This window comes from Staphylococcus caledonicus (assembly GCF_016238465.1).
In the GTDB taxonomy this organism is placed as follows: domain Bacteria; phylum Bacillota; class Bacilli; order Staphylococcales; family Staphylococcaceae; genus Staphylococcus; species Staphylococcus caledonicus.
In genome coordinates, this window is record NZ_JABTXV010000001.1 from 161869 (window position 1) to 188196 (window position 26328).

Below are 26328 nucleotides of genomic sequence, written 5' to 3' on the forward strand. Positions count from 1 at the left end.
TAATAGTGATTATTGAGTATGAAAGTGAGATGACATTATGGGACGTAAATGGAACAACATTAAAGAGAAAAAAGCCCAAAAAGATAAAAATACAAGTAGAATATATGCAAAATTTGGTAAAGAAATATATGTTGCAGCTAAATCAGGTGAACCTAATCCTGAGTCTAACCAAGCCTTAAGATTAGTACTTGAAAGAGCTAAAACTTATTCAGTACCTAACCACATCATTGAAAGAGCAATTGATAAAGCGAAAGGTGCTGGCGAAGAAAATTACGACCACTTACGTTATGAAGGCTTTGGTCCAAGTGGTTCAATGTTAATTGTTGATGCTTTAACAAATAATGTTAACCGTACAGCCTCAGATGTTAGAGCAGCATTTGGTAAAAATGGCGGAAATATGGGTGTATCAGGTTCAGTAGCCTATATGTTTGATCATACCGCTACCTTTGGTTTTGAAGGTAAATCAGCTGACGATGTGTTAGAAGTACTAATGGAACAAGATGTCGATGTTAGAGATGTCACTGAGGAAGGCGATATTACTATCGTTTATGCAGAACCAGATCAATTTGCCCAAGTTCAAGACGCGTTACGTCAATCAGGCGTTGAAGACTTTAAAATTGCTGAATTCGAAATGTTACCTCAAACAGATATCGAATTATCAGAAGATGACCAAGCAACGTTTGAAAGATTAGTAGATGCGCTTGAAGACCTTGAAGATGTACAAAATGTCTTCCACAACGTGGACTTAAAATAATGGACTTTAGTGCGGAGTACTGGGTACAACAGCTTAACCTTACGCCACATCCTGAAGGAGGCTATTATAAAGAAACTATACGAACTGACGCTACTAACCAAATGCGTGGTTCCGTTAGCAGTATTTATTTTATGCTTAAAACAGGTGACATTTCACATTTTCATCGTATTGATGCTGATGAAATATGGTATTATCATGCTGGCGTACCGTTAACAATCCATATGATTACACCACAAGGTGACTATCAATCGGTAGATCTAGGTCCTTTTATATCAAAAGGCAATGTAATGCAGTGTATCGTGCCTAAAGGTACAATCTTTGCCTCTAGTTTAATAGAGACAGAAGGATACAGTTTGGTAGGATGTATGTGTCAACCAGCATTCGACTTCAATCACTTTGAGTTGTTTAGCCAACAAGAACTACTCGATGAGTATCCTCAACATAAAGAGATTATTCAGCGTTATGCGCTTAAAAATAAACAATAATATGCAGTCCAGATAAAGCTACATACAGCCTGGTGGTTACTTTCATGACTTCAAGGCTTCATGTAGCTTTTTCTTTATGGCTTTATCTAGCCTTTCTTTAATTTAGGTGTTTTTCTAAAAGTTAAGATAAAAAAGAATTTACCTATTAAATACGAGTATTTTTATCAATATTCCCTAAAATTTGTAGAGATGTAGTAAAATAAATATGAAAATTTAAAAGATTTTACGTGCGTATTTCAAATAGGAATGACTAAAGATGACATCAATAGGTCAGTTTAATATAATAATTACAAGGAGTTGGTGGCTTTATGAAAATTAAATATATAGATAAACGTCACTGGCGTCGCCTTATAGAACGTGATTACATAGAAGTTAAGGTAAATAATAATAGATTCAAGGGTATTATTGGATTGGTCACGATGAAGAAGGTCCGTGAGCCTCTAGAGGTGACGGTGGTTGGCCAGAACATAATTGTTGCTAATGACAATTATCAATGGTTACAGATTTTGCCAGAAAAGAAACGCTATAGTATTACTGCAATGTTTGATGATAAAGGTAATCCATTGGAATATTATTTCGATATTAATATAAAAAATATTATTCAAAAGGGGAACGCTAGAACCTTAGATTTATTTTTAGATGTTCTAGTTTTACCCTCCACGGGTGAATATGAATTAGTAGATGAACAAGATTTAGAACTTGCATTGCAAAATGGGCAAATCACTCAGAAACAATATCATGAAGCATATATTATAGCGCATCAATTAATGATAGAAATTAATGAAAATTTCGAGGATGTTCATCATCGTATTATGCACTGCTATAACAAGATGATTAGTAAGTTGAAGAAACCGAAAAATCATAAAACATATAAAGAACATATTAAACATCATAGTTCCCATACAAAATAAATATGTTTTTATACTTAGTTTTATATGAAAATAGAGAAATAAAATAAGAAAGCGAATCAAAAATAGGCTTCACGAACGTAAGATTAAAGTTTCTGAATTGAAATTTATCGCTCATAGCCACGTTCATGGATAAACATAAGTAGGGGGAACGCTATGAAAATTGAAGATTATCAATTGTTAATTACATTAGATGAAACTAAAACATTACGTAAAGCAGCAGAGATTCTATATATTTCGCAGCCTGCTGTAACACAACGTTTAAAAGCTATTGAAAACTCATTTGGCGTAGATATATTTATTCGTACAAAAAAGCAATTAATCACTACGACTGAGGGCGTTATGATTATTGAACATGCACGTGATATGTTAAAACGTGAGCGATTATTTTTCGATAAAATGCAAGCACATATTGGAGAAGTGAATGGAACGATTTCAATTGGCTGTTCATCACTGATTGGGCAAACCTTATTACCTGAGGTGCTTAGTTTGTACAATTCTCACTTTCCAAATGTTGAAATTCAAGTACAAGTTGGCTCGACGGAACAAATTAAAGCTAATCATCGAGATTATCATGTGATGATTACGCGAGGTAATAAAGTAATGAATTTAACGAATACTCATTTATTTGATGATGATCATTATTTTATTTTTCCGAAAGAAAAGAAAGACGAGGTTGCGCAATTACCATTTATAGAATTTCAAGCTGATCCTATATATATTAGTCAGATTAAAGAATGGTATAACGAAAACTTTGGTCAAGATTATCATGCCACCATTACAGTTGACCAAGTTGCTACTTGCAAAGAAATGTTAGTGAGTGGTGTAGGAGTAACTATTTTACCTGAAATAATGATGAAGAATATAGATAAGAATATGTTTGAATTTGAAAAGGTAAATATTGATTCTCAACCTCTAATACGTTCAACTTATATGAGTTATGACGGTAGTATGTTACAACTACCACAAGTTGAATCATTTGTGACGCTCATGCTTAATTTCATCAGATAGATGGAGAAATGCTACATTCGCCTCCATCTTCTCAGTAATGCACAAGATAATGAAACGTAATAACGTTTGTTTAAAGTCTGGAATAGAGGTAGAAATTATGTTTTTAGCACTATTACAAATTAAAAACTATAAATTGTTTGTTGTTAATATGATGCTTTTAGGAATGGGTATCGCCATTACCGTACCTTATTTCGTATTATTTGCGACAAAAGAATTAGGGATGTCGACGAATGAATTTGGTATCCTACTCGCTTTAGCTGCGGTAAGTCAATTTACTGTCAATTCAATTGTAGCCCGATTTTCAGATACGTATAATATTAACAGGAAATTTTTAATTATTAGCGCTTTATTAATGGGTGCTATCAGTTTCTCAATTTATTTTTATATCCATCATATTTGGTTGTTTATCATTGTTTATGCAATCTTCCAAGGACTATTTGCGCCGGCAATGCCTCAACTGTATGCATCTGCACGAGAATCTATCAATGTGTCTTCCTCTAAAGATAATGCGAAGTTCGCTAATACCGTCTTACGTTCAATGTTTTCATTTGGCTTTTTATTTGGTCCATTAATCGGCGCCTATTTAATTCAGTTTCTAGGATATGCTGGTTTATTCGGAGGCACAGTAAGCATCTTACTATTCACATTAATACTACAAATCTTTTTCTATAAAGATTTGAATTTAGCGCCAACTGAACATGTAAGTGGCACTACCAATATCGAGAAAACTGCACCGAATATGTTTAAAGATAAAACATTATTTGTGCCTTTTATTGCCTTTATTTTATTACATATTGGCCAGTGGATGTATACGATGAATATGCCATTATTCGTGACTGATTATTTAAAAGAACAAGAAGGTTATGTCGGAACATTAGCGAGTCTATGTGCTGGCTTAGAAGTGCCATTTATGGTTATTTTAGGCGTTCTAGCGTCTAAACTTGAAACGCGCACATTATTAATTATTGGCGCGATTAGTGGCGGAACATTTTACTTTAGTATCGGATTTTTTGAGAACATTTATATGATGATGGTTGGCCAAATCTTTTTAGCACTCTTCTTAGCCATTCTTTTAGGATTAGGGATTAGTTACTTTCAAGATATTTTACCTGATTTCCCGGGTTATGCATCCACATTATTTGCGAACGCAATGGTTATTGGACAACTGTTAGGAAATTTATTAGGTGGGGCTATGAGTCATTGGGTTGGCTTGGAAAATGTCTTTTACGTTTCAGCATCATCTATTTTCCTAGGCATGATCTTAATATTCTTTACGAAAGAACAAAAATATACTAAAGAGAATGTGAGTGTGAAATAATGGCAGCGATTTTATGGATATTAATTATTTTAGCGTTTATTCTGGCATTTGTTGGATTAATTAAGCCGATTATTCCTTCAGTGTTAGTACTATGGGTAGGATTTTTAATCTATCAATTTGGATTTAGTGACCAAGGTTTGTCATGGATATTTTACGTAGCCATGGTACTCTTTACAGTATTTATTCTAGTATCAGACTTTTTAATGAATAAATACTTTGTCAATCGCTTTGGAGGTTCGAAACTAGGTGAATATGCAGCGCTTATTGGAGTTATTATTGGGTGCTTTGTATTCCCACCATTCGGTATTATCATCGTGCCTTTCTTAGCTGTCTTAATTGTTGAATTGATACAAGATTTTAATTTTGGAAAAGCATTAAAAGCAAGCTTAGGATCACTCATGGCTTTCTTAGCCAGTACAGTGGCCCAAGCACTTATCATGATTATTATGGTAATTTGGTTCTTTATTGATGTGTTTTTAGTTAAATAAATATAACATCTTTAATTCCAAGTATTTTTGATATACAATCATTTATAGGCGCAATATCTCTCCTTATTGTTGGTTTAGGCACTTACAATTATAGAGATATTTGCGCCATTTTTATATTCTTAAAGACATAAAAAAATTGAACTGATTTTCATCAGTTCAATTTAGTATAGAACCAATATAACGAGGAGCGAGACTAGAAATCCGTGAAGTACACGACATTTCAGTTTCGCTCCTATTTTTGATTGAAAATTATAGTACTGTGTTTGAGTTTTTATTTCCAAAATGATGTTCAATATAAAATGCGATAGGCGTAATAATTAAAGATAGTATAATAAATGACCAATTACTGATTAATATAAATGGTCCAAAAGCTAAAAATGATTGTGGTATGAAAAATACATAGAAAAGTGCTACTAATAAAAGTGCAATGATGCAATAATTGAACCACCATACCCAATGAGAATTGTTAAAACTTTGAAGTTGAACGGTCTTAAAAATAACTAAGATAAATAAGAAGATAATAAACAATCCTGCAATAACGATAAGTGGGAAGGTATATAAATAAACCTCGTTATTATTCCCACCAATAAAGAAACCAATAAACCCTTTAAAAAAGCAAAATATACCAATAAGAAAGATAAAATTTCTACAAATATATTTAATAATATTTTGGAACGTTTCATTCGGTAAAGATTTAATTTCTTTTTCAGCATGTGCTCTGGGGTTATGTTCAAAGAATTCTAACGCCAATGTGCCTTCGTCTTCAGCCGCTAATAGCCTCTTTAGTATGCGACTTAGCATTAATTCACTGTCATGAGGATTTACACGTAAATCAGCTCGTACATAGGTCATATAATTTTCGAAAATCTCTCTATCTGTATTATTTAGGCGCAATGATTTCACGTTATTTTCACGTGTTAATTTTGCAGTGGATTTCATTCGCTAAACTCCTCAACGTCTAAAACTTTTTATTTTTTAAAATAGTAGGTTAATATATGTGAATTATGAATAATCATATCATAGATAAGTTGAGATTATAATATTGAAAAGGAGTTCAACGATATTTAAATATAGACATAATATTTTACTCTTTCTTCGCGATATTGAATGCAGCGATACTTCTTTTCAAAAAACAAGAAAAATAGATTTGCGACTATAATTGTTCAATAATAAATGTGTGAAAACTTGCTGGGGACAGTGAGTGAATAAATGATTAGACGGCAATTTCATGTTAAAATAAGTTATATTGACTTGTATTTAAAGGAGAAAAGCATGAAAAAATGGTTGGTACTTTTACTGTCTGCTACGATTATGTTGTCAGCATGTGGTAAAAGTGATGAAAGAGCATCATTGGAAAAGGATATTAAGCAATTACAAAAAGAAAATGATGATTTGAAAAGTCAAAAGAAAGATTTAGAAAAACAAAAAGAAAAATTGAATGATCAACGTGAAAAACTACAAAAAGAGGTTGATGAATCGGTAGCCCATGAGTCGTCTAAAGCAAGTTCAGATGATGAGGATAAAGAGAGTAATAATAGTTCGGATGAATCTTCCGATGATACAAGCGATGCTAGTTCATCTGAAAGTAGTATGTCGTCTGATGACCAGTCAAATAGTGATTCGAAAAGTATGAATGCTAATAGTAACGCTAACTCTTCTGACTCAAATGAGACTACGACCCAATCTGCAAACTCTACTGAAAACAGTTCTACTGAGGACAATTCAAGTGAAACTGAAGACGCTAATACTTCTAGCGAACAAAGTAGTTCTGATGAAGGAACGCAAAGTAGTAATGAATAAGTGAAGTTGAAACTTTAATGTATTGTGTTCTCGGAAAACGATAAATTGTGTCCAACACCTAATATTAATAGGCGATTAAGTTTGACTAGAGGATGCGAAGGGTAAAACTTGAGACTAAGACATTAATCATTTGTGCTCTGGAAAACCGATAAACGGTGTCCCAAAAGTAGGATTCTCGGCAGATACCGTCACAATTCGACAAAATTTGAAGAACAATTTTGCTCATCGTTCGGTTTTGCTCAAATCCTAAACACTTTTGTCCCAACCTCGATACGGTTACATATTTTAAGAATATATAAGCTAGAATAGTTTTAATATTTGATAATTTAAAAACATAAATAATGTATTGGAGAGATGAGATATGCATGAACAAGATTTTCATATTTTAGAAGGTCGTGAAATGACCTTACCAGAATTAGGCCGTGAAATTGAAAATATCACTGGGCGTACAATTGTAGATTCAACAGGAGAAATTAAACGTGTTGTAGCACATTTACCAAATTTCGAATCAGATACAGATACGTTTGTCGCAACATTCAAACTTAATCACCGCAATGATTTTGTGGATGCTACTGTTGTTGCACCAAAGGATCAACGCAATCGTTTAAAAGAAATACCTGTCCATATTAAACTTGTAAGTTACATTTCTAAAGCTTAATAAAACATATTAATTAAAATTAATTATAAATTAAGTGTGTTATGGAACAGTACCCATATCGCACTTTTTTATTAATTGTATTTTCTCTGCAATGGAGTGTTGATTATGGTAGTTTACATTGAAACTGAAAGATTAAAGTTACGAGATTGGGAGGCAACTGACTTATTGCCATTTCAAAAAATGAATGCTAACCCACAAGTAAGACGCTATTTTCCAAGCTTGTTAAGCTATCGTCGCTCTGAATTGGATATGCATAAGATGGACGATATTCTTAAAAAAGAGAAAATAGGGTTATTTGCAGTGGAATTAAAAGAAACTGGAGAATGGCTTGGTTATATAGGCGTGAACTATTTGCCGGACGATAGTAAATATCCCTTTGACGAATTGCCTATTTATGAAATTGGTTGGCGACTTATTCCTGAAGTATGGGGAAATGGCCTAGCTACAGAAGGCGCAACGGCCGTGTTAAAATATGCCAAAGAGAAAGGCATCACCGAGGTGTATAGTTTTACAGCTGAGAATAATTTGCCTTCCAGAAAAGTAATGGAAAAAATTGGGATGACTTTTTATGATAACTTTGAAATGCCAGAGCTTAGTAAATATCATATGTTAAAAAGACAAGTCCGTTATTATAAAGACTTATCACTATAAGATAATAAACCGTGGCATCAATAGTGCTGAATAGAAGACAAGGGTGAAATTCTTTTACTTCTTCAGATTGACTATTATGCCACGGCTTATTTTTGTAATTATAAATGTTAAACCTCGTAAGCAATTAATCGTACGTACGAACACCCAGTGGTTTGTAATTAAGTAATCCTTCGATTAATTCTTCTTTAGTATCATATAGAGGCGCAAGTGCGCTATATTTCTCATCAATAAATCCTTCTTTAATCATATGCTCGATTAAATCTTGAAGCGGTTCAAAGAAACCATTTAAATTAAAGACGCCAATTGGTTTTTGGTGAATACCAATTTGTGCCCAACTATACATTTCAAAGAATTCTTCAAGTGAACCAGCACCACCTGGCGCGATGACAAATGCATCAGCAAGGTCCGCCATTTTTTCTTTACGTTGATGCATGGAATCGACTAAGATGAGTTCACTGACATTTTGGCTTGTAATTTCTTTCTCATCTAACATTTTGGGCATGACACCAATAGCGTGGCCACCATGGTCTAACACGCCGTCTTGAATAGCGCCCATTATACCAACAGACCCAGCACCGAAGATAAGTTCATAACCTTGTTCAGCCATATATTTACCTAATTCATACGCTTCTTTAACGTAAGTCTCATCTTTACCTTTACTAGCCCCACAATACACTGCAATACGTTTCATTACACATCATCCTCCTTAAGTTGATTCACTACATGATTAAATGCCATTCTAAATTGATGTCTATCTTCCTTTGAAAAAGGGGGAGGCCCTTTGTGTCGACCGCCTTGTTTCCTAATCTGAGCATTATTATAACGCTGTTGAAGTAACATATCTATATTACTATGATTGTATATATGTCCTTTATGATGCATTACAATCTTAGCTTTAGTTAATAATAAACTAGCTAGACCATAATCTTGCGTAATGACAATATCGTCTTTAGTAACGAGCTGAACAATCTTGTAATCGACGGCATCGGGTCCGTCATCAATGTATAGCGTATTAACATGTTCAGGGTATATCTTATTTGAATAGTGGCTAAAACTGCGTAAAATCGTAACAAAAATGCCTGTCCCAGTAGTCAACTCAATTACTGAATCAACTACTGGACAAGCATCTCCATCAATAAGTACCGTTGTCATAATAAATTACGCCTTATTATTGTCGTCTAATTTATTTTGTGTAACAACGCTATCTGCATCATAATCCTCGTATTTTTTCATTTCTTTAATACGCGCTTTTTCATTTTGCTTTTGGATTTTTTCTTCGTCTTTATGACGTTGTTCGATATTTTTTTGAAGTTTTTTATCTAATTTGTTAACTTCTTTTTTATTTTCTTTCTCTAGCTTTTCGCCTTTTTTCTCAGTATCTTCATCAAGTTTACCAGGTGTTAAACCTACTTGTTCTTGATATTTCTGAGTTTTTTTCATGTCTTTAATACGTTCTTTTTCGTTCTTTTCACGGGCTTTTTCTTCATCTTTGTGACGTTGTTCAATATTTTTTTGAAGCTTTTTATTCATTTTGTCAGCTTCTTTGCGATTTTTCTTCGCTAATTTTTCGCCTTTTTTTTCGATGTATTCAGGATCATTTTCTTTAGCGATTTTTTTCAATTCGCGTTTATTATCAAACTCTTGCTTTTTATCGCCAACATAGTCTTTTACATCTGAAGCTTTATTAGCAATTGTATGACCAGCGTTTGTAGTAGCATTTGTCGCTTTTTGAACCTCAGGATGCGATTTAATACGTTTGCGTTCCACTACTAGTGGCACAATAAAAATTGGTAATACATTAATCGCTGTTTTAATCATCTTCTTTTTGTCCATACGCGTTGCCTCCATTAGATTTATTATTCTCTTCAATACCCTATGATACATGAAACTAAACGGTTTCACTAGCTATAATACTCATATCATTGATCACTTCATAACATAAGCGTGTCCTGTATTTTAATGTAAAAATCACCGACTATACAATAACGATATAAAAATAAGCTTGAAGATTATTTCTAATTTGAAATTCATCTTCAAGCTTATCATTATTAAATATAGATTTCACACTTACTTAGAAAAATTAAATTCCTTTACCGATGCCGAAGCCAAAGTAAAGAATAGCAATAATGATTACTAATACAATACGATAAATCGCAAATGGAACTAATTTAACTCTGTTAATTAAATGTAAGAATGTCTTAATCGCGATTAAACCAACAATAAATGCTGCTAAAAATCCGATTAAATAGAATGGTAGATGTGCAAGTTCAATATATTGGTAGTTTTTAACTAATGATAATGCACTCGCTGCTAACATAATAGGTACAGCCATAATGAAAGTGAAATCTGAAGCTGATTTATGATCTAACTTCATTAAGACACCTGTTGAAATAGTTGAACCAGATCTACTAAATCCAGGCCACATCGCTACGGCTTGAGAAATCCCAATTACAAAGGCTTGAACATAGCTAAGTTGGTCTACAGTTTGAGGATTGCGAACCTTTTCACTGTATTTATCAGCAATAATCATATAAATTGCACCAAGGAATAATCCAATCATAACAGTAGGTACACTGAATAAATGTTCTTCAATAAAATCATCGAATAAGACACCTAAAATACCTGCTGGAATCATACCTACTAACACATGTAATAAATTCAAACGACGTGGTTTAGAACGAAACTCTTCATTAATCGAAGCATGTCTATATTTTCCGATATGTAACATTTCGAAATAACGTTCACGGAAGACCCATGCGGCTGCAAAGACTGAACCTAATTGGATGACGACTTTAAAAGTAAAAGCGGAATGGGGACCTAAAAATTCTGTTGATTTCAACCACATGTTATCAACTAGAATCATATGGCCAGTAGAAGATACCGGAGCAAACTCAGTTAAGCCTTCAACGACACCTAGAATAAGCCCCTTGATAAACTCAATAATAATCATAAGAAACCTCTTTCTTTTATTTAAAAATTAATTTTATAGTTTTAAAAAATAGATTGTTGTCAAAATTCACTTTACTATAATATCACATTAAATTGCGACTTTGCTAATGATTATAAAGAAGAATGACAAAATCATGTACGATTATAAAAAACTACGAATTCAAAAATCTATATTTAAAATTTTATTGCCATTATATTGTCACTAATTTTCAAAAGGTATTAAATGCCAAAACAATAATAAGCTCTTATAATAGAAAACTAGGTGAAGTTAAAGTGAAAAAACTAATGAATTTAGTCTTTAAATATAAATCTTTTCCAGTATTAATGGGAATAACCAGCTTTCTTTTAGCAATAAGCGTCGTAGTGCAAAATGTGAGTATCGCAGAATTTTTGAATCGTGTACTCTATCATAACACTACAAATATTTTTTCTTTATTACTCGTTATTTTCATCGTACTAATAGCGCGAGTAACATTCAATATGTTCAATTTACGACTTGGAGATCACTTAGCTATGAAAGTGAAACATCAGCTACGTAAACAGGTCGTGCTTAAACACTCATCAGCTCCAATTGGTACTCAAATTAATATTTTAACTGAGGCTATTGATGGTTTGGCACCATTTTTTAAAAGTTATTTACCGCAAGTTTTCAAATCTATGATGATACCTTTAATGATTATCATCGCTATGTGCTTTATCCACTTAAATACAGCACTCATTATGATGGTGACAGCACCATTTATACCTCTCTTTTATATTATTTTTGGCTTAAAAACACGTGATGAATCAAAAGAACAAATGAACTATCTAAATCAATTCAGTCAGCGATTTCTAAACGTAGCCAAAGGACTAATTACTTTGAAATTATTTAGACGTATCAATCAAGCAGAAGCACTGATCTACGAAGATAGTACGCGTTTTAGAGATCTAACGATGCGTATTTTGAAAAGTGCATTTCTCTCAGGGCTCATGCTTGAATTTATTAGTATGCTCGGAATCGGGTTAGTCGCTTTAGAAGCAGCGCTTAGTCTTGTTGTTTTTCATCATATTGATTTTAGAACAGCAGCTATTGCGATTATCTTAGCGCCCGAATTCTATAATGCTATCAAAGATTTAGGGCAAGCGTTTCATACTGGTAAACAAAGTGAAGGTTCCAGTGATATCGTTTTTGGATTTTTAAATACTGAAAATGAAACTCCCAATCACACACTAGAAATTGTACCTACTCAAAGCAACCAAATTGAAATGACCGACGTCGCGTTTCAATATGACGAGAAATCTTTATTTGCTATTCAGAACTTGTCATTAAGCATAAGACAAGGTGAAAAAATTGCCATTGTAGGACCAAGTGGTGCCGGTAAAACAACATTAGCAAAACTATTAACTCAGACATTAGAACCGACAAATGGTCAGGTAACTTTCGATGCAGAAGTAAAGAACATCGGAATGCTAAGTCAACATCCTTATATTTTTGCGGCAACAATCAAAGAAAATATTGCCATGTTTAAAACTGTTTCTGATGACAAGGTGCTCCAAGTACTTGACTGGGTAGGCTTGAAAGAAAAAGTCATGTCATTGAAAGACGGTATTCATACACGTATTGGTGAAGGTGGGGAAACAATGTCTGGGGGTCAAATGCGACGTCTTGAATTGTCCCGTATATTATTAATGAATCCCGATGTCGTTATCTTTGATGAACCGACGACTGGTCTTGATATTGAAACAGAACGTGTGATTCAAGAAGCGATTGCTCAACGCTTTCAACATACGACCATGCTCATTATTGCACATCGTGATTCAACGATACGTCAAGCGACAAGACGATTATATATTAAAGAGGGACGTCTAGTAGAAGACGATGCAACGATTTCAGTAAGTATAGATAAGGATGGTGAAGATGTATGAAATCACATATCAAATTTCGACCAGATAGAGACTTGATATTAGCCATCTTAACAGGTATAGGAGGAAGCCTAGTAGCTTTAGCCATGTTTTTCTTAAGTGGCTATATGGTAACTCAAAGTGCATTAGGCGCACCGTTATATGCCTTAATGGTATTAGTAGTATCAGTGAAGTTATTCGGCTTTTTACGCGCAATCGCACGATACGGAGAACGTTTATTATCTCATAGAACAACTTTTACAATGTTACGCGATGTGAGAGTTCAATTTTTAAAACGATTTATTCCACGTGGTCCACATGTGTATCGTAAATATTCATCTAGTGACTTACTTTCTAAAATGATTAACAAGGTTGAAGCACTACAGAATATTTATTTACGTGTCTACTATCCTCCTGTCGTCATAGGGTTTACTGCACTCATAGCTGCAATAACGCTAATTTATTTTAGCATTGCACACGCGATCATTATCGTCGTAAGTATGCTCTGTTCTTTATGGCTTGTACCTTGGCTTAGTGCACGACGAGCTTATAAACTTAAACGTCAGGTAGCCTCAGAACAGCGACAATTGTTAACGCAATTCTATGATTACAAAGAAGGTTATGAAGAATTAGCGCGTTTTAATCAAAGTGAAGACTATTATCAAGATGTTTTAGCGTCATTGCGCCAATATGATGAATCGCAAGCGAAAGAAACACGTTTTTTAACAATGTACGATTATATTTTAAATATAATTGCTATGATTGCACTATTTGCAAGCTTAGCACTTGGTGTTATGCAAGTTGAAAATGGCCAACTAAATGTGGTCTATTTAACAAGTATAGTACTAATGATGCTAACATTATTTGAACAAGCAGTGCCTATGAGTAATGTCGCGTATTATAAAGCGGACACCGACGAAGCCCTGTCAGATTTAAATGAAATTCTTGATTATCCGGTAGTAGAAGATAACGAACATCTTATGCCTTCTCAAAAAAATGTCTTTGAAATTGAGAATATGAATTTCAGTTACTTAAATCAAGAACTTCCTGTTTTGAAAAATGTTAATCTGACTATTCATCAAGGGGAGAAAGTCGCTATTATAGGGCCCTCTGGATCTGGTAAAAGTTCACTTTTACAAATAATGAGTGGCTTATATGACATTGAACAAGGGGAAGTGTTATTTAACGGACAACAAGTCAGCCATATTATCGAAGATGAGCGTTATAGTGCAATGAATGCATTATTACAAACACAACAACTGTTTGATGGAACGATTCGTTATAATTTATTTTCAGAGCAACAAGACGAAACACTCATCAATGTATTAGAAAGCTTGAATCTTGACCATTTAGATATCGAGCAACATATCTCAATCGATGGTAGCAGGTTGTCTGGCGGAGAGGTGCAACGTCTTGCGCTAGCGCGTCTATTCCTTAAAGAAGCGAATGTTTGGCTATTAGATGAACCAACGACCGCTTTAGACGAGGAGAATACGCAAAATATTATGAAGTTAATTCAAGCGCATGCTGACACGCTTGTTGTAGCGACCCATGATTTACAATTATTGCCACAATTCGATACTATTGTTGTGATGATGGATGGTGAAATCGTTGAGCAAGGAAGCTATAATGCATTATGTAAGCGTGATAGCTATTTAAGTCGTATTTTGAGAAATAATGATAAGACTCAAACAGTTAAATCATAACTCAAACAAAAAGCCTGAGATATCTTCGTTGGAAAGATAACTCAGGCTTTTCGTTACTGGTAAATGTATAACAATTGATTTGAAGTAAATAACTTTAATTGGCTTAGTATTAGCATGTCATTCTACTTAGATTGCGTAAAAGCGTTGATGACTTTACCTAATAGACGATTGAGCTCATGCACTTCGTCATTACTTAACGAAGAAGCGGTAGCAACTTTTTGTGATGCTGTGCTTAATTCAGGTTTAATTTTTTCACTTTTTTCAGTGAGATGAATAAATACTTCACGTTGATCTACTTCAGAACGTTCACGTTTGATTAAATCAACTTGTTCCATTCTTTTTAATAAAGGTGATACTGTTCCAGTATCTAATGCTAGTTCTGTTACAACCTTTTTGACATTTACAGGAGATTCATCCCATAAGATACTTAACACTAAAAATTGTGGATAAGTAAGGTTATACTTTTTAAAGACTTTGTTTGAATAGTAGCGATTAACCTGTCTTTGAGCATTGTACAAACTAAAGCATAGTTGCTCTTTCAAATTATGTTGTTCAGACATTAAAGTTCTCCTCCAGACATTCTATCCGTCTCTCTCTATATATCGGATTAAATTTCGTCTATGTTGTATAAAATATACATTGCAACACACTTCGTTTTAATGCCATACTAAAATTAAAGTATGCTTAAATTTTAGAAGAAAATTCAATTTTAATCAAGTATAATCTAAAATATATAGATATATTATCAAATTCATATAATTTTAAAAAAGAAAAGAGAATTTAATGTGATTAATAATAAAAATGAAAAAATATCTATTACAATTATAACTGGCTTTCTAGGAAGTGGTAAGACTACATTTCTCAAACATTATATAGACCAATTATTAAAAAAAGATGAGAAAATAAAAATTGTAATGAACGAATTTGGAAATTTTGATGTAGATAGTTTAGTAATAGGAGAGAATGTTTCTATTAAATCGCTCGTTAATGGTTGTGTATGTTGCGATTTAAATGAAGATTTAGTCCAACAATTAAAGGCGACGACAACACAAGATGAGACGACTCATATCATTATTGAAGCTACAGGTATTGCACATCCGCTTGAAATATTTGCTGCTTGCCAAGACCCAACAGTAGTCAAACAAGTGGAAGTGCCACAGATTATTGGAATTGTAGATGCACAGCGATTTTCAAAAAAAGAAGACTATAGTCACTCAACTTCACATTTAATGGAAGAGCAACTAAAATATAGTGATGCAATGATTATTAATAAAGTGGATTTAATTGACGATGCAAGTCTTCAGAAGATGCATGATGAGTTGAGACGCCTTAATCCGAATGCGCTAAGAATAGCTACGACATATAGTCAAATAGATATTGCACAATTACAAGAACATCATGATTCAAAAGCATTTGATGGTCATCATCCACATGCGCATCATCATGGAATCCAATCTATGCAATATACGTTTACTTCGCCTATCGACCGTCAGTTGTTTTATCAGTTTATCATGCGCTTGCCGGACAATGTTCTACGTTTGAAAGGCTTTGTGAAATTTAGAGATCTTCCTGAAGCGATTTATGAATTTCAGTATGCTATGGGTTTACCGGATTATGGCGTTATAAATAAAGATGTGCCCTTAACGATTGTGTTAATTGGTGAAGAACTCGATACAGCACGTTTACGTAATCAGTTGGAGATGATTCAATTCACTTAAAACAAGTAATGGTATGACTAGATAATTCAGAACTTTGTCACATATCTAATATGTGAGTGTGATATTTTATAATAATAGTAGGAGGGTTTGCGCATGAATAATGAAGATAAACGTACGAAGCAAATTCGATTTGAATTTAAATGGATTACCATTCCATATGTTATTTTCGCGGTCATTATATTATTGATAAATATTTTCTTTACTAATATAAAAATTTCTATGGCATTATTTGGTCTGTTCTTCGCTTATAATTTAGGGATGCTCTTTGTAGCATTCGTGAATCGTTTCAAACGAACATTAATCTTAACACTTATTTTAACCGTATTAAGTGCTATCATATTCTTTATTTTATTATATGTATTCGGACTTAATCGTGAAACATTAGGTTTAATCATTTAATAATCAAACTAGTATAAGACTAAATAGACGAAGCTAGGCCATGAAACTATACTATCTTCACTTTCAGTCAATATCGTGGGACGGCACGACGAAATCTTGGGAATTACATAAGATTTCTGTCGCCGTTCTTTTTTGTTCATTAAACATTATTACTTTTCGGGAAAAAGGGTAAAGTATATGAACTTTAATCTCAGGAGTGAAACAATGAATATTGGTGTAATCCTTAATCGAGTATTTCGGGTGAATAATAACCCGTTATTTGAATATATAAGTCAACAACAAGAAGATATTGATAAATGTTATCTTATTATTCCACAAGAACTATTTGAAGAAGATGGTACAGAATTAAAAGAACGTTATTATTATGGAACGTTAGATAAGTTTTTAAAAGAACTACACAAACATGATATTGAACCATTTTTAATAGATTATAGTCAGCTAGGAGACTTTTCTAAGGATAAAGGCATATCTGAAGTTGTGGTAGCAGGCGATATTATGAGCTATCACCAAGAAGCTTATGATATACGTCATTTGAAGAAGGCGTTTGAAAAGTATGATGTCACTGTGACTACGTTGCGAGCGAATCATTATTTCAAGCCTAGTTCGACAATGAATAAGCAAGGTGAACCTTATAAAGTATTCACTAGTTTTTATAAAGCGCATCGTTCTAAACTGCGTCAACATTCTTCATACGATTATAAATTAAAAGATATTGCGAAGATTGCCGTTAAGTCTCAACAGACTTTAGATAAAGAGGTTGCACAAGAAGGATTGTCAGAAAGCCAAGCTATAAAAAACTGGAATGAATACTTAGACAACGATATTCAAAATTATGATACTAATCGTGAATATTTACCAGAAGTATTAACGAGTCAACTTAGCATCGTTTTAGCTTATGGGCTGATTGATATTAACCAAATTATAACTCAGCTTTTAGAAAGTTATGAAGAAGATGAAAGTAATATTGAAAAGTTTATTAGAGAGTTGATGTTCCGAGAATTTTATTACGTCTTAATGACGCAATATCCTAACACGGCGCACGAAGCTTTTAATGAAAAGTATCGTCAAATTAAGTGGTCTAATGATAATAAAAACTTCCAACATTGGTGTGAAGAACAAACAGGCTTTCCATTAGTAGATGCAGCTATGGCAGAATTGAATAATACAGGTTTTATGCATAATCGTATGAGAATGGTAGTCTCTCAATTTTTAACAAAAGATTTATTTATAGATTGGACATGGGGAGAAGATTATTTTAGAAAAAAATTAATCGATTATGATTCTGCATCGAATGTCCACGGCTGGCAATGGTCGGCTTCAACGGGTACAGATGCAGTACCGTACTTTAGAATGTTTAATCCAATTCGTCAAAGTGAGCGTTTTGATAAAGATGCTTTATATATTAAGAAGTTTATCCCTCTCTTTGATGATATTTCGGCTAAATTGATACATGATCCGCTTAAAAATAAAGCTCAACTTGAAGAAGAAGGGGTAAAGCTAGGAACAGATTATCCTCAACCTATCGTGGATCATAAAAATGCTAGAGAATATGTGATGGAAACGTTTAAAAGTATTTAATTATATTAAAAGCTCGAGTAGCTTAGGACCTTCATTATGAAGTATTCCAAACTGCTCGAGCTTTATTTCTTTATACGGATCTTATCCTTTAGGCTATTTAAAAACAAATAGACAAATATATACGGCTATATACTCGAAGAAAGTAATGATATACATATATTTTAATCTGAGTTTAACATTTAATGGAACGTTCCAATTAGGGTAACGACGTTCGTAGTAAAAGACTTGTATAAGGAATAGTCCAATACCAAGTGGCAATAATGTCAGAATAATACTGTGTGATAGTTTAAAGCCAATCACATGAAAGAAATGACCGATAATCAGTTGCAAAGCTAGGATTATAATCAAAAGCATTAGAATATTTAACATCATTTTGCAACGCGAACTCCTTTCACAAAGACAATGATGACAGCTTGTAATAGAACCATCAGTAAAATAAACGTAATCGTGTGTGTATTCAACGATGAAATCACTTGGTGAACAATCTTGAATGGTTCAGTAATTAAGTGGATGGTATGGAATCTTAAAAAGCGTCCCATATAAATGCCTAAACCATTTAAAAACATAAGAATAATAATTAATGAACGATTAAACCACATTTTCGAAGTGAAATGTAATAATTCGATGTAAATAAGGATCATACAATAAATAGCTAAAAAGACGCCAAGTAATAAATATGTGAAATAAATCCATTCCATTATATTGAGTCGCATATAAAAATCAAATGTAAATTGATTTAAATGAATTAAATCCGTCAACATATAGAATGTATTGGGTACTAATAAGATGAAAATCAAACTAAACACAATAAATAACGGCCACTCAAACGTTTTTCTAGGTCTAAATAATCGTAAAAGTAAACACAATTCAAAAGGCACGTAAGCTAGGAAAAGATTTAAACTCATAAAATTAAAGACCCGTGTTTCAAATAATGAAATTATAAAAAGGATAATAAAATATATTCTCGCAATATAACGCGCGGTCATGTTATACACTACTTTCTTAGGTTATTAATTATAAGGCTCATTTTAGTTAGTCAATTTTTAATAATAAACGTTCACAAGATGGTAATCAAATAATTTAACTATATATTTTAAAACTAAAATGAATAAGATTCACAAAATGAATTTTAAAAGAAGAAAATATCATTTTAACTTGGGTATATTACAAACAATTACCGCCAAAGCATTAAGTTTAATTGCTTAGTATTTAAAATTTACTATTGTAATATAGAGAAGAAATAGTATACAATGTCACGATATTGTATGATGAAGATGTATTAAACCCTTACTATCTTCAACTCTAATTAACATTACTAAGGAACTTTGAAATCTTCAAAAGTACATGAGATTTCTGTCGTGACCCCTTAGACCTTTGTTATCAATCTCGCAATTAATGAAAAGAGGTGTGACCATGAAAAAACAATTATTTACACTCTACTTTAATATTTTCTTAATCTTTGTGGGTATTGGACTCGTTATTCCAGTATTGCCAGTATATTTAAAAGATTTAGGATTAAAAGGTAGTGATTTAGGTGTTTTAGTAGCAGTCTTTGCGCTATCACAAATGCTCATTTCTCCATTTGGTGGTACGCTTGCAGACAAATTAGGTAAAAAATTAATCATCTGTATTGGTCTAAGTTTATTCGCAATTTCAGAATTCTTATTCGCAGTTGGACATAGTTTTTCTATTCTTATTATTTCAAGAATCTTGGGCGGTTTCAGTGCAGGTATGGTTATGCCAGGTGTAACAGGTATGATTGCCGATATTTCACCCGCTAAAGATAAAGCGAAAAACTTCGGTTATATGTCAGCAATTATTAATTCAGGTTTTATACTTGGACCAGGTATCGGAGGATTTTTAGCAGAATTTTCTCATCGAGCACCTTTCTATTTTGCAGGTGTCCTAGGGGTACTAGCATTTATTATGTCTTTAATATTAATTCATAACCCACGTAAAGTAACAACAGAAGGTTTCCAAATGTTCGAAACGGAAGAATTTTCTAAGATCAATTGGAAAGTATTTATTACGCCTATCATTTTGACACTTGTTTTAGCTTTCGGATTATCATCATTTGAAACGTTATTCTCATTATATACTTCAGAGAAAGCGCATTACACACCACGTGACATTTCAATCGCTATTGTCGGTGGCGGCGTAGCAGGTGCCGTCTTCCAAGTCTTCTTCTTTGATAAATTCATGAAATATATGACTGAATTAACATTCATTATCTGGTCACTACTCTATTCCGCGATAGTTCTAGGTCTGCTCATCGTGTCTAATAGCTACTGGTCTATCATGTTAATCAGTTTTATCGTCTTTATCGGATTTGACTTGATTCGCCCAGCATTAACTAATTATTTTTCAAATATTGCAGGCAACCGTCAAGGTTTCGCCGGAGGATTAAACTCCACATTCACTAGTATGGGTAACTTCGTAGGCCCCCTAGTCGCTGGTATGCTCTTCGACATTAATTTAGAATTTCCATTATATATGGCGATTATCGTAATGGTCTTTGGTATTGTAATTATTTTTGTTGAAAAGGCAATGCAAGCCAGTCGACGTCATAAACGTTCATCTTAATAAATAAACACTGAAGAAGTTAACACACTAAATACTTTTTTTACATTTAAATTGATAATTTGTAACAATATAAAGTCGTTCGGTAATATAATTGTTACAAAGATTACAGTTATTTTAAATTGCGGTCTACCTAATTATTTTTACTCTAGTTGTATGTTAAGATAAGTAAAAATTAAGAGGAAATGTGGGTAAGGAGATGAATTTAAAAAACATACTTTTAGGTATGATAGCTGTAATTTTATCAATTTGTTTAGCTTTCTTATTATTTATTGCCACAAATCAAAACGCCTTAGCCAAAGTACATCAAACGATTTCTACATTTTCAAAGATGGGTAACGTATCAGCAATTGAAAATACATTAAATATCAACACTACTCACACGGCTAAAGCTTCTGAAAAAGACAGCAATGAACGTAAAGCGGAAGTGCAATACAATCAGTTACAAACTACGAAACAAGCAACTAATGAGAATCATCAACATACGTATTCAACGGTAGAATGTAAAGCACTCGCTCAAAACTATGCTGAACAACGTTATGGGAAAATAGTTACATTAGATCAAACAGATGAAACAAGTCAAGATGTAACATTTTCTATTCATTCCAATCAAGGTAATCAACAAACTGAAATAGCAGTTGATAAAATTGGTAAAATTGACGCAACATCAAATAGGGGAAACTGATAGCGCCTTTTCTTAAATGAGAAAAGAGCGCTTTTTTCATTTGTAATAGTTTAGTAGTAAACTAATTTATATCAATTAATGAGGTGACAGTGTATGAAACATAAAAAAACGAATGCGATGCGTATGCTTGATAGAGCAAAGATTAAATATGAAGTGAATACGTATGAAGTGGGCAATGGTCATATGGATGGCACCACAGTAGCAAAAATGGTGGGTGCCGATGTAAAAGAAGTTTATAAAACATTGGTGCTCGAAAATGCGAACCATGATCATTATGTGTTTGTTATTCCTGTCGATGAAACACTTGATATGAAAGCGGCAGCCCATGTAGTAAATGAAAAGAAACTACAATTAATGCCTCTAGATAATTTGAAACAAGTGACAGGTTATATTAGAGGTGGATGTTCACCAGTAGGAATGAAACATTTATTTAAAACTACCATCAATGATTCGGCATTAGCGCTTAATCAAATTATAGTAAGTGGTGGCCAACGTGGCATGCAAATTGTATTGGATGTTAATGATTTAATCGACATTACTCAAGCACAAACGGCGGATATCATTCAAAAATAAATAACAGTCAATTTTACAGGGGTGGGACTACGAAACCTTTGAAGTTTTATAAAGGTTGCTGTCTCGCTCTCTTTTTCAGAATATTGATTGTTTTTGAATGTTTTTGGTGATTTATGATTGAAAAATGTAAGCGTACACATTATAATATGGAGTGAAGTGGGGTGGTTATATGATTTCAGAAAAACGTTATGATTTAATTCTTCAAGAATTAAAACGGAAGGAGTTTTTAACGCTCCAAGAATTAATAGAACGAACAGGGTGTAGTGCCTCAACTATCAGGAGAGACTTATCAAAACTTCAACAATTAGGACGTCTTCAACGGGTGCACGGAGGGGCGACACTAAATAGCAATCGCCATAGCGAACCAATTCTGTCAGATAAACTAACAAAGAACTTAAAAGAAAAGAAAGCGATTGGTAAAAAAGCAGCACAATTAATCCAAGACCATGATTGTATTTTTATGGATGCAGGTTCCTCAACCATTGAAATGATTCCATTTATTGAAGCACAAGATATTGTAGTGGTTACAAACGGTTTAACACATGTTGAAAAATTGCTTGCCCAAGGTATAAAAACGCTCATGATAGGTGGTCAAGTTAAAGAAACGACCTTTGCGACGGTGGGAGCAAGTGCACTGACTACAATGAATCGTTATTGTTTTGATAAATCATTTCTAGGAATGAATGGATTGGATTTAAATTATGGACTAACGACCCCTGATGAAAAAGAAGCTTTGATTAAAGAGAAAGCTATCGTTCAAGCTAATCGTTCGTATGTGTTACTAGATCATACAAAATTAGACGAAGTCTATTTTGCACATGTACCAATTGGTGACCATCATGTGGAAATAATCACCTCTAAACAAGCAACGACACATAAACTTTTCAATAAATATCAAGAAAAATATCAATTTTTAGGAGGAGAGACATGATATATACAGTGACATTCAATCCATCCATCGATTACATCATGTTTACTGATGGGTTTGAACTTAAAGGGTTAAATAGAGCAACCGCTACATATAAATTCGCAGGTGGGAAAGGTATCAACGTTTCACGAGTATTAAACGAATTAGGCGTACAATCTACTGCGCTAGGCTTCGTTGGTGGCTTTCCTGGCGACTTTATCGCCAATGCATTAGAACAAAGCGATATTCAAACAGACTTCATTAAAGTCGATGAAGATACAAGGATTAACGTTAAGCTTAAGTCTGGAGAAGAAACTGAAATCAATGCGCCTGGACCAAGCGTGACAGCGTTTCAATTTGAATCGTTACTTGATCAGATTAAACAAACGACTGATAAAGATACTGTCATTGTAGCCGGTAGCGTTCCGAAAAGTATTCCAAGTGATGCTTATGCACAAATTGCGGAAATTACGCATCAAACAGGTGCTAAATTAGTTGTTGATGCGGAAAAAGACTTAGTTAATACGGTATTAAAATATCAACCATTATTTATTAAACCTAATAAAGATGAATTAGAAGAAATGTTCGATATTAAAGTTCAAACGGATCAAGATGTGGTCACATACGGTCGTCAAATTTTAACGGAAGGTGCACAATCTGTCATTATTTCATTAGGTGGAGAAGGTGCCATTTATATCGATGCAAATCGTAGTATTAAAGCTCAAAATCCACAAGGCAAAGTGATTAATACAGTTGGTTCAGGGGATAGCACAGTTGCTGGTATGGTAGCTGGAATTGAGGCAGGATTATCGCTTGAAGATGCATTTTGCCAAGCCGTAGCATCAGGTACGGCAACGGCTTTCACTGAGGATTTAGCGACGCGTGAAGATATAGAAGAAATCAAATCACAAGTTACGATTACAGTACTTGATGGGGAGTGAAATGAATGAGAATAACAGAATTATTGACTAAAGATACTATCGCGATGGATTTATCAGCTTCTGATAAAAATGGTGTTATTGATGAATTAGTTAACCAATTAGATAAAGCAGGTAAATTAAGCGATATTGCACAATTTAAAGAAGCGATTCATAATCGTGAATCACAAAGTACAACAGGTATTGGTGAAGGTATTGCAATTCCACACGCGAAAGTCGCTGCAGTGAAGTCACCAGCTATTGCATTTGGTAAATCTAAAGAAGGCGTTGACTATCAAAGTTTAGATGGCCAACCCGCACATTTATTCTTTATGATTGCGGCTCCAGAAGGTGGCGCTCAAACTCATTTAGATGCCTTAGCTAAATTATCTGGTATCTTAATGGATGATAAAGTGAGAGAAAGTTTATTACATGCTACTTCTCCTGAAGAAGTACTTCAAATTATCGATAATGCCGATGATGAAGCTACTAAGGAAGAAGAAAAAGAATCTCAAGAACAAGAAGCTAGTGCTTCAGGCGCCGTAGCTAACGATTCTACAGACGCTACAAATTCAAATGGGCCATATGTACTTGCGGTAACTGCTTGTCCAACAGGTATTGCGCATACGTATATGGCACGTGACGCTTTGAAAAAACAAGCAGATAAAATGGGCGTTAAAATGAAAGTTGAAACCAACGGCTCAGGTGGTATTAAAAACCACATAACACAACAAGATATTGACCGTGCCACAGGCGTTATTGTTGCAGCAGACGTCCACGTTGAAACTGATCGCTTCGATGGTAAAAACGTAGTAGAAGTTCCAGTGGCAGATGGGATTAAACGACCTGAAGAATTAATTAATACTGCACTTGATACGAGTCGTAAACCATTTGTAGCACGTGGAGGCCATACAAAATCAACAGATAGCCAAAGTAATGAGAAACAAAGTTTCGGCAAAGCATTCTATAAACACTTGATGAACGGTGTTTCAAATATGTTACCACTCGTTATTGCTGGTGGTATCTTAATGGCTATCGTCTTCTTATTCGGTGCTAACTCATTTGACCCTAAAAGTTCTGAACATAACGCTTTTGCAGAACAATTATGGAATATTGGTAATAAAAGTGCCTTTGCATTAATTATCCCTATTCTATCTGGTTTCATTGCACGTAGTATTGCCGATAAACCAGGTTTCGCAGCTGGTCTAGTAGGTGGTATGTTAGCTATCTCAGGTGGTTCAGGATTTATTGGCGGTATTATTGCAGGTTTCTTAGCAGGTTACTTAACACAAGGTATTAAATATATTACACGTGGTTTACCACAAGCGCTTGAAGGATTAAAACCAACACTAATTTATCCATTATTAAGTGTAACAATTACAGGATTATTAATGATTTACGCATTTAATCCACCAGCAGCATGGTTGAATAATCTATTATTAAATGGATTAAACAGTCTATCAGGCTCTAACATTATGTTATTAGGTTTAGTTATCGGAGCTATGATGGCCATTGATATGGGTGGTCCTTTCAATAAAGCAGCTTATGTATTTGCCACTGCAGCTTTAACTGAAGGTAATGCAGCACCAATTACTGCAGCTATGATAGGTGGTATGATTCCACCGTTAGCCATTGCGACAGCTATGTTAATCTTTAAACGTAAATTTACGAAAGAACAACGTGGTTCAATCGTTCCTAACTATGTCATGGGACTATCATTTATTACAGAAGGTGCGATTCCATTCGCAGCAGCCGATCCACTTCGTGTGATTCCTTCAATGATGATAGGTTCAGGTATTGGTGGCGCCATCGCATTAGGACTTGGATCAAGTATTAATGCACCTCACGGAGGTATTATTGTAATACTCGCTACTGACTTTAGCCACATTTTACAAACGTTACTCGCTTTAGTTGTGGGTACAATCGTATCAGCACTTATATACGGTTTCTTAAAACCTAAAGTTACTAAAGAAGAAATACAAGCTTCAGAAGCTATGGACGAATAATTAGCACTTATATTAGAGAGGTAAGATATCGATATTAAGATGTCTTATCTCTCTCTTTTGATTTAATGAAAAGGAGTTATTAAACTATAAAAATGGGTAGTATAATGAACGTATTATCATTCGAAATGTATTTGCGCCTTACTTGACTAATACGCTTTCTTAGTTTTAAATGATAATTTGTAACTTCTAAATTAAAAGAGTTACATTCAACTATTTATAATTAATGTATGATAAAATAAAAGTAATACATTTTTCCGGGGGTGTCGCAATGGGAAGGCCATAACATGCATTTATATCGTTAGTAAGCATTACGAATTAAATTCGTGTTACCCATATGGGGCACAATATATTTGGAG

Annotated in this window: 28 protein-coding genes; 20 read left to right on the forward strand and 8 right to left on the reverse strand. The window is 33.7% G+C overall.

Going from position 1 to position 26328, the window contains the following annotated elements:
* Window positions 1–37: 37 nt before the first annotated feature.
* The 6 genes from HS848_RS00775 to HS848_RS00800 all read left to right on the forward strand — a co-directional run bounded on the left by HS848_RS00775 (window position 38) and on the right by HS848_RS00800 (window position 4964).
* Window positions 38–754, forward strand: coding sequence for a YebC/PmpR family DNA-binding transcriptional regulator (locus HS848_RS00775; RefSeq protein ID WP_198610915.1), 717 nt, complete (start codon window positions 38–40; stop codon window positions 752–754).
* Window positions 754–1239: a cupin domain-containing protein gene (locus tag HS848_RS00780; RefSeq protein ID WP_198610916.1), complete on the forward strand. Its 486-nt coding sequence runs from the start codon at window positions 754–756 to the stop codon at window positions 1237–1239. Before HS848_RS00775 ends, HS848_RS00780 begins: the two co-directional genes overlap by 1 nt.
* Before the next feature lie 308 nt (window positions 1240–1547).
* Window positions 1548–2150, forward strand: coding sequence for a DUF402 domain-containing protein (locus HS848_RS00785; RefSeq protein ID WP_198610917.1), 603 nt, complete (start codon window positions 1548–1550; stop codon window positions 2148–2150).
* A 153-nt stretch (window positions 2151–2303) separates the two neighbouring features.
* The gene (locus HS848_RS00790) at window positions 2304–3158 is read left to right on the forward strand and encodes a LysR family transcriptional regulator (protein WP_198610918.1); all 855 of its coding nucleotides are present in this window, start codon (window positions 2304–2306) and stop codon (window positions 3156–3158) included.
* A gap of 97 nt (window positions 3159–3255) precedes the next feature.
* A complete protein-coding gene (locus HS848_RS00795; protein WP_198610919.1) occupies window positions 3256–4476 on the forward strand; it encodes a sugar efflux transporter in 1221 nt (406 codons plus the stop codon).
* Window positions 4476–4964 (forward strand): DUF456 domain-containing protein, encoded by a 489-nt coding sequence (locus tag HS848_RS00800; RefSeq protein WP_198610920.1) that lies wholly within the window; start codon window positions 4476–4478, stop codon window positions 4962–4964. The genes HS848_RS00795 and HS848_RS00800 overlap by 1 nt, the downstream gene beginning before the upstream one ends.
* A 249-nt stretch (window positions 4965–5213) precedes the next feature.
* Here HS848_RS00800 and HS848_RS00805 read toward each other — a convergent pair whose 3' ends face one another.
* Entirely contained in the window at window positions 5214–5903 is a 690-nt protein-coding gene (locus HS848_RS00805) for a DUF1129 family protein (RefSeq protein WP_198610921.1), read from the reverse strand.
* Between the two features lie 333 nt (window positions 5904–6236).
* Here HS848_RS00805 and HS848_RS00810 point away from each other — a divergent pair, with 333 nt between their 5' ends.
* The 3 genes from HS848_RS00810 (at window position 6237) to HS848_RS00820 (ending at window position 8073) form a co-directional block, all read left to right on the forward strand.
* A complete protein-coding gene (locus HS848_RS00810) occupies window positions 6237–6764 on the forward strand; it encodes an SA0632 family lipoprotein (protein WP_198610922.1) in 528 nt (175 codons plus the stop codon).
* 361 nt (window positions 6765–7125) lie between these two features.
* Complete coding sequence (locus tag HS848_RS00815) at window positions 7126–7422, forward strand: hypothetical protein (RefSeq protein ID WP_107507803.1); 297 nt, start codon at window positions 7126–7128, stop codon at window positions 7420–7422.
* Window positions 7423–7527: 105 nt separating this feature from the next.
* Window positions 7528–8073 carry a GNAT family N-acetyltransferase gene (locus tag HS848_RS00820; RefSeq protein WP_107507802.1) on the forward strand — a complete coding sequence of 182 codons (546 nt, stop codon included), beginning with the start codon at window positions 7528–7530 and terminating at the stop codon, window positions 8071–8073.
* Between the two features lie 124 nt (window positions 8074–8197).
* On the opposite strand, the gene HS848_RS00825 is transcribed toward HS848_RS00820, so the two are convergent.
* The 4 genes from HS848_RS00825 to HS848_RS00840 form a co-directional block, all read right to left on the reverse strand.
* Window positions 8198–8764, reverse strand: a complete 567-nt coding sequence (locus tag HS848_RS00825; protein WP_198610923.1) for a TIGR00730 family Rossman fold protein — start codon at window positions 8762–8764, stop codon at window positions 8198–8200.
* Window positions 8764–9225 (reverse strand): YaiI/YqxD family protein, encoded by a 462-nt coding sequence (locus tag HS848_RS00830; RefSeq protein WP_198610924.1) that lies wholly within the window; start codon window positions 9223–9225, stop codon window positions 8764–8766. Before HS848_RS00830 ends, HS848_RS00825 begins: the two co-directional genes overlap by 1 nt.
* A gap of 6 nt (window positions 9226–9231) precedes the next feature.
* Entirely contained in the window at window positions 9232–9906 is a 675-nt protein-coding gene (locus tag HS848_RS00835; protein WP_198610925.1) for a hypothetical protein, read from the reverse strand.
* Window positions 9907–10153: 247 nt separating this feature from the next.
* Complete coding sequence (locus tag HS848_RS00840; RefSeq protein WP_198610926.1) at window positions 10154–11023, reverse strand: undecaprenyl-diphosphate phosphatase; 870 nt, start codon at window positions 11021–11023, stop codon at window positions 10154–10156.
* A 272-nt stretch (window positions 11024–11295) separates the two neighbouring features.
* On the opposite strand from HS848_RS00840, the gene HS848_RS00845 reads away from it, so the two are divergent.
* Together HS848_RS00845 and HS848_RS00850 are read left to right on the forward strand one after the other, a co-directional pair.
* Entirely contained in the window at window positions 11296–12927 is a 1632-nt protein-coding gene (locus HS848_RS00845; protein WP_198610927.1) for an ABC transporter ATP-binding protein/permease, read from the forward strand.
* Complete coding sequence (locus HS848_RS00850; protein ID WP_198610928.1) at window positions 12924–14609, forward strand: amino acid ABC transporter ATP-binding/permease protein; 1686 nt, start codon at window positions 12924–12926, stop codon at window positions 14607–14609. The genes HS848_RS00845 and HS848_RS00850 overlap by 4 nt, the downstream gene beginning before the upstream one ends.
* A 122-nt stretch (window positions 14610–14731) precedes the next feature.
* Here HS848_RS00850 and HS848_RS00855 read toward each other — a convergent pair whose 3' ends face one another.
* Window positions 14732–15169 carry a MarR family winged helix-turn-helix transcriptional regulator gene (locus HS848_RS00855; RefSeq protein WP_103165938.1) on the reverse strand — a complete coding sequence of 146 codons (438 nt, stop codon included), beginning with the start codon at window positions 15167–15169 and terminating at the stop codon, window positions 14732–14734.
* 225 nt (window positions 15170–15394) lie between these two features.
* On the opposite strand from HS848_RS00855, the gene HS848_RS00860 reads away from it, so the two are divergent.
* From HS848_RS00860 to HS848_RS00870, 3 genes are all read left to right on the forward strand, one after another.
* Window positions 15395–16327 carry a CobW family GTP-binding protein gene (locus tag HS848_RS00860; protein ID WP_198610929.1) on the forward strand — a complete coding sequence of 311 codons (933 nt, stop codon included), beginning with the start codon at window positions 15395–15397 and terminating at the stop codon, window positions 16325–16327.
* 93 nt (window positions 16328–16420) lie between these two features.
* Complete coding sequence (locus tag HS848_RS00865; RefSeq protein ID WP_107507794.1) at window positions 16421–16726, forward strand: hypothetical protein; 306 nt, start codon at window positions 16421–16423, stop codon at window positions 16724–16726.
* Between the two features lie 204 nt (window positions 16727–16930).
* Window positions 16931–18304, forward strand: a complete 1374-nt coding sequence (locus HS848_RS00870) for a cryptochrome/photolyase family protein (RefSeq protein WP_198610930.1) — start codon at window positions 16931–16933, stop codon at window positions 18302–18304.
* Window positions 18305–18397: 93 nt separating this feature from the next.
* Here HS848_RS00870 and HS848_RS12660 read toward each other — a convergent pair whose 3' ends face one another.
* Both HS848_RS12660 and HS848_RS00875 read right to left on the reverse strand, forming a co-directional pair.
* Window positions 18398–18676: a hypothetical protein gene (locus HS848_RS12660; protein ID WP_232806047.1), complete on the reverse strand. Its 279-nt coding sequence runs from the start codon at window positions 18674–18676 to the stop codon at window positions 18398–18400.
* Complete coding sequence (locus HS848_RS00875) at window positions 18673–19290, reverse strand: DUF1361 domain-containing protein (RefSeq protein WP_107507791.1); 618 nt, start codon at window positions 19288–19290, stop codon at window positions 18673–18675. Before HS848_RS00875 ends, HS848_RS12660 begins: the two co-directional genes overlap by 4 nt.
* Before the next feature lie 427 nt (window positions 19291–19717).
* On the opposite strand from HS848_RS00875, the gene norA reads away from it, so the two are divergent.
* The 6 genes from norA (at window position 19718) to HS848_RS00905 (ending at window position 25972) form a co-directional block, all read left to right on the forward strand.
* Entirely contained in the window at window positions 19718–20887 is a 1170-nt protein-coding gene (norA, locus tag HS848_RS00880) for a multidrug efflux MFS transporter NorA (protein WP_198610931.1), read from the forward strand.
* Window positions 20888–21083: 196 nt separating this feature from the next.
* Window positions 21084–21569, forward strand: coding sequence for a hypothetical protein (locus HS848_RS00885; protein ID WP_198610932.1), 486 nt, complete (start codon window positions 21084–21086; stop codon window positions 21567–21569).
* Between the two features lie 93 nt (window positions 21570–21662).
* Window positions 21663–22142, forward strand: a complete 480-nt coding sequence (gene ybaK, locus HS848_RS00890; protein ID WP_198610933.1) for a Cys-tRNA(Pro) deacylase — start codon at window positions 21663–21665, stop codon at window positions 22140–22142.
* 169 nt (window positions 22143–22311) lie between these two features.
* The gene (locus HS848_RS00895; RefSeq protein WP_198610934.1) at window positions 22312–23073 is read left to right on the forward strand and encodes a DeoR/GlpR family DNA-binding transcription regulator; all 762 of its coding nucleotides are present in this window, start codon (window positions 22312–22314) and stop codon (window positions 23071–23073) included.
* Complete coding sequence (gene pfkB / locus HS848_RS00900; protein WP_198610935.1) at window positions 23070–23990, forward strand: 1-phosphofructokinase; 921 nt, start codon at window positions 23070–23072, stop codon at window positions 23988–23990. The genes HS848_RS00895 and pfkB overlap by 4 nt, the downstream gene beginning before the upstream one ends.
* Window positions 23991–23995: 5 nt before the next feature.
* On the forward strand, window positions 23996–25972 hold the full coding sequence (locus HS848_RS00905; protein WP_198610936.1) for a PTS fructose transporter subunit IIABC: 1977 nt from the start codon (window positions 23996–23998) through the stop codon (window positions 25970–25972).
* Window positions 25973–26328: the final 356 nt, after the last annotated feature.

Excerpts from the sequence above, each read along its gene's own strand:
- HS848_RS00775 (WP_198610915.1), top strand. The coding sequence starts at position 38 with ATGGGACGTAAATGGAACAACATTAAAGAGAAAAAAGCCCAAAAAGAT.
- HS848_RS00780 (WP_198610916.1), top strand. The coding sequence starts at position 754 with ATGGACTTTAGTGCGGAGTACTGGGTACAACAGCTTAACCTTACGCCA.
- HS848_RS00785 (WP_198610917.1), top strand. The coding sequence starts at position 1,548 with ATGAAAATTAAATATATAGATAAACGTCACTGGCGTCGCCTTATAGAA.
- HS848_RS00790 (WP_198610918.1), top strand. The coding sequence starts at position 2,304 with ATGAAAATTGAAGATTATCAATTGTTAATTACATTAGATGAAACTAAA.
- HS848_RS00795 (WP_198610919.1), top strand. The coding sequence starts at position 3,256 with ATGTTTTTAGCACTATTACAAATTAAAAACTATAAATTGTTTGTTGTT.
- HS848_RS00800 (WP_198610920.1), top strand. The coding sequence starts at position 4,476 with ATGGCAGCGATTTTATGGATATTAATTATTTTAGCGTTTATTCTGGCA.
- HS848_RS00805 (WP_198610921.1), bottom strand. The coding sequence starts at position 5,903 with ATGAAATCCACTGCAAAATTAACACGTGAAAATAACGTGAAATCATTG.
- HS848_RS00810 (WP_198610922.1), top strand. The coding sequence starts at position 6,237 with ATGAAAAAATGGTTGGTACTTTTACTGTCTGCTACGATTATGTTGTCA.
- HS848_RS00815 (WP_107507803.1), top strand. The coding sequence starts at position 7,126 with ATGCATGAACAAGATTTTCATATTTTAGAAGGTCGTGAAATGACCTTA.
- HS848_RS00820 (WP_107507802.1), top strand. The coding sequence starts at position 7,528 with ATGGTAGTTTACATTGAAACTGAAAGATTAAAGTTACGAGATTGGGAG.
- HS848_RS00825 (WP_198610923.1), bottom strand. The coding sequence starts at position 8,764 with ATGAAACGTATTGCAGTGTATTGTGGGGCTAGTAAAGGTAAAGATGAG.
- HS848_RS00830 (WP_198610924.1), bottom strand. The coding sequence starts at position 9,225 with ATGACAACGGTACTTATTGATGGAGATGCTTGTCCAGTAGTTGATTCA.
- HS848_RS00835 (WP_198610925.1), bottom strand. The coding sequence starts at position 9,906 with ATGGACAAAAAGAAGATGATTAAAACAGCGATTAATGTATTACCAATT.
- HS848_RS00840 (WP_198610926.1), bottom strand. The coding sequence starts at position 11,023 with ATGATTATTATTGAGTTTATCAAGGGGCTTATTCTAGGTGTCGTTGAA.
- HS848_RS00850 (WP_198610928.1), top strand. The coding sequence starts at position 12,924 with ATGAAATCACATATCAAATTTCGACCAGATAGAGACTTGATATTAGCC.
- HS848_RS00855 (WP_103165938.1), bottom strand. The coding sequence starts at position 15,169 with ATGTCTGAACAACATAATTTGAAAGAGCAACTATGCTTTAGTTTGTAC.
- HS848_RS00865 (WP_107507794.1), top strand. The coding sequence starts at position 16,421 with ATGAATAATGAAGATAAACGTACGAAGCAAATTCGATTTGAATTTAAA.
- HS848_RS00870 (WP_198610930.1), top strand. The coding sequence starts at position 16,931 with ATGAATATTGGTGTAATCCTTAATCGAGTATTTCGGGTGAATAATAAC.
- HS848_RS12660 (WP_232806047.1), bottom strand. The coding sequence starts at position 18,676 with ATGATGTTAAATATTCTAATGCTTTTGATTATAATCCTAGCTTTGCAA.
- HS848_RS00875 (WP_107507791.1), bottom strand. The coding sequence starts at position 19,290 with ATGACCGCGCGTTATATTGCGAGAATATATTTTATTATCCTTTTTATA.
- norA (WP_198610931.1), top strand. The coding sequence starts at position 19,718 with ATGAAAAAACAATTATTTACACTCTACTTTAATATTTTCTTAATCTTT.
- HS848_RS00885 (WP_198610932.1), top strand. The coding sequence starts at position 21,084 with ATGAATTTAAAAAACATACTTTTAGGTATGATAGCTGTAATTTTATCA.
- ybaK (WP_198610933.1), top strand. The coding sequence starts at position 21,663 with ATGAAACATAAAAAAACGAATGCGATGCGTATGCTTGATAGAGCAAAG.
- HS848_RS00895 (WP_198610934.1), top strand. The coding sequence starts at position 22,312 with ATGATTTCAGAAAAACGTTATGATTTAATTCTTCAAGAATTAAAACGG.
- pfkB (WP_198610935.1), top strand. The coding sequence starts at position 23,070 with ATGATATATACAGTGACATTCAATCCATCCATCGATTACATCATGTTT.
- HS848_RS00905 (WP_198610936.1), top strand. The coding sequence starts at position 23,996 with ATGAGAATAACAGAATTATTGACTAAAGATACTATCGCGATGGATTTA.